Below are 2,842 nucleotides of genomic sequence, written 5' to 3'. Positions count from 1 at the left end.
TATTGATGCTGACGGTGCACTGAACAGTAATCTATCACTGCTTTCAGTGGGCACCGAAGATGATGCTTTAAACCAAGTTTTAGCCGATGTGTTTGAGGACGGCAGTCTTGATATTTCAGATTTTTCCGGTCGGTCCGTGTTTGCGAACGTTGATGTGCAAACCGATGATGATGAGGAGGGCGAGGCATTAGACTTTGACTCTGAGGGTCAACGTTTGATGGTGGTTGCTGGCGTATTGCAGGGCTCGCAAGCAAGTAATATTGGTTTAGCTTATACCCACTCTGATATTCATACGCAGAAACATGCCAAGATTATTGATAGTGACGTGGTCACTGATAACCTTGCAGTGGTTGCGCGCGATGATTCGATTCAGTTTAATTTAGCACTTGGCGGGGGCGTTAGTTCAAAAGGTAAATTTACTGGGGTTGGTTCAATCTCGGTGCAAGAGTTAAATAATCGCGTTGAAGCCGAGATTGGCGATTGGGATGCTAGCAACTCTTCAGGTTCTGTGACTGCGCGCGATGTTTCTGTGCAGGCGCGTAATAATGCTGAGATGATAAATTTGGCCGGTGCAGTTGCGCTTAATTTTGGTACCGGCGCTTCGGCTGGTTTGGCCGCAACCACCAGCTTGATTGGTAACCAGCAGGGGCATCATACCCTAGCCAGAGTCGCTAACACCGAATTAGAATTTAGTCGTGACTTAAGTGTAAAAGCCTTTTCTGGCGATGCTGATGACAGAAATCAGATTATTAATAACGCGGTTGGGGTGGGCTTTTCCAAAGGTTCAGGCAGCTTTGCCTTTGCCGGCGCTGTAGCTACCAGTAATGTCGATCAGTTGGTTGAGGCGGCCGTTAAAAATACCGGTTTGAATCATGACTCGGTTACTGCCGGTAGCGATGCTGTAATTGCCGCTAAAGATTATACTGATTCCGCTACCACCGCCTGGAATTTGGCCATATCAGGCGGCGGTGCATTAGGCGTAGCGGTGGCTACTAATCGAGTTGATAGTGATGTTTCAGCCGCGCTGTTGGGTGATGACGTCATTGATGAGAGCACACTTTTCAATGTTGAAGACCTTACAGTCACTGCGTTGCGGGATAATGCATTAATTACTATTGATGCCGGCGTTAGCTATGCTGATAAAGGCGCGGTTGCCCCCTCGATTGGTACGGCGGTAGTCGATGGCGATGTCACTGCAAAAATTGCCGATAAGGCGAAAGTTTTTGCTTCAGGCGGCGTGTTAGTGAATGCCGAAGCACACACCGAAAACGCGGTAGGTTCTGGTGCGATCGGGGTTGGCGTTAAGGGTGGTGCTGGTGCCTTAGCAGTCGCTAGCGCCATCGAATACGGTGAAACCAAGGCCTATATTGACGATGCTAAAGTTAACGCCTATGGCGTAAATAGCGACGTAGGCTATTACGATGGCGATTTGATCAGCGCCACGCCGATTACCGATTTGTCAGATGACAATGATTCTGAAAACAATGGCAACGATACGGCAACGATAGATAGCTTTACCACGGGCTTTGCCAACTATGATTTGCAAGAGGGCCGTATCGATGCCGTTAACGGTTTGGTTGTTAATGCCAGCAGCTTCACCAAGCAAAAAGCTGTCACCATTGGCGGCAGTGGTGGCAAGTATGTAGCGATTACGGCAAACGTCTCAACAACTTCGTCAGATGCCAGCACTCAAGCATACATACAAAATGCTGAAATTAATCAAAATTTATCGGTGCAGCAGCAAGATTCAGCCGATGTCACTATCAGAGCATCGGCGCATGAATTTGGCCTAGGGGTGTCTGTCGGTGGCGCCGTTGCTACCGGTGGTAAGGTGGGTGGTGCAGCGGTTGCCGGTATTGTGACCAATGTGCAAAGTAAAACCGCGCAAGCGAAACTGCTTAACAGCGATGTGAATGCCGCTGACGTGGTGGTTGAATCTAACGCTACACGTGTGTCGCAAGGCGTATCAGCAGGCTTTGCAGTGGCCGCCAGTACTTATGGCTTTGGCGGCGCCGCATCGGTGGTAACGACGCAGCAAAATGGTGATAACATCGCCTTGCTGGAAGGTGGTTCTTTGAGTGCCGATAGCCTATCGCTTATTGCTGAGACGCGTCAAGAGTCTAACACCGCAGCGGGTTCTGCCGGTTTGGGTACGACGGTGGGTGCCGGTGTTGGTTTAGTTGTCAATTTAACCGGCGGCGATACCCGAGCAACGATTGGTAGCGATAGTGATGCCGACGTAGAAACCGAGCTTTTTGCAGACTCGGTTGATGTTGATGCCGACCGCCTGATCTCAACGCAATCCTATGCCTATGGAGTAGGCGCTTCGCTTTCCTATGGCGGTGCGGCGATGATAAATGTGGGTGAGATTTCAGGCGAAACCCGTGCAGGTATCTATGGTAGCTATAATAACGGCTTTACTACCAAGCTGCTTAATCGAAATGGCAGTGACAAAGCACAGTTAGTATCGGTTGATGCACAGGAAATTTCAGAAATCGACCAGCAGGCGGTTGGTATCGGTATTGGTGGCTCGGTTGGAGTAGGTGTAGTTACCAATGTTGGACTCTATCAGTCTGGCGTATATAGCGAAATTGTTGGTGCCGATCTTGCGGCTGAGTTAATCGATGTAGACGCTTATAGCCAACGCGGCAGTGATTTAAACTCGGTTAGCGTTGCCGGTGGTCAATACGCGGTTGGCGTAAGCCTATCTTTACTACTCAGTGGTCAGGGCGACAGTACTGCAGAAGACGGCACCAGCGCAGATGCTGAGTTTGACGAGTCGCGCGCCACCGTAAATGAAGCCTTATCGACCAATCATGACAGCAATAACCCTTATCTAAAT

Annotated in this window: 1 protein-coding gene; it reads left to right on the top strand. The window is 49.6% G+C overall.

What is annotated here, in order from left to right; genetic code table 11:
* On the top strand, nt 1–2,842 hold a 2,842-nt coding region (locus tag HRU21_12470), incomplete at both ends, for a hypothetical protein (protein ID NRA43104.1).

This window comes from Pseudomonadales bacterium, from assembly GCA_013215025.1.
Classification (GTDB): domain Bacteria; phylum Pseudomonadota; class Gammaproteobacteria; order Pseudomonadales; family DT-91; genus DT-91.
The sequence above is the reverse complement of the archived record's forward strand: the minus strand, read 5'-3'. Positions and strand labels throughout refer to the sequence as shown.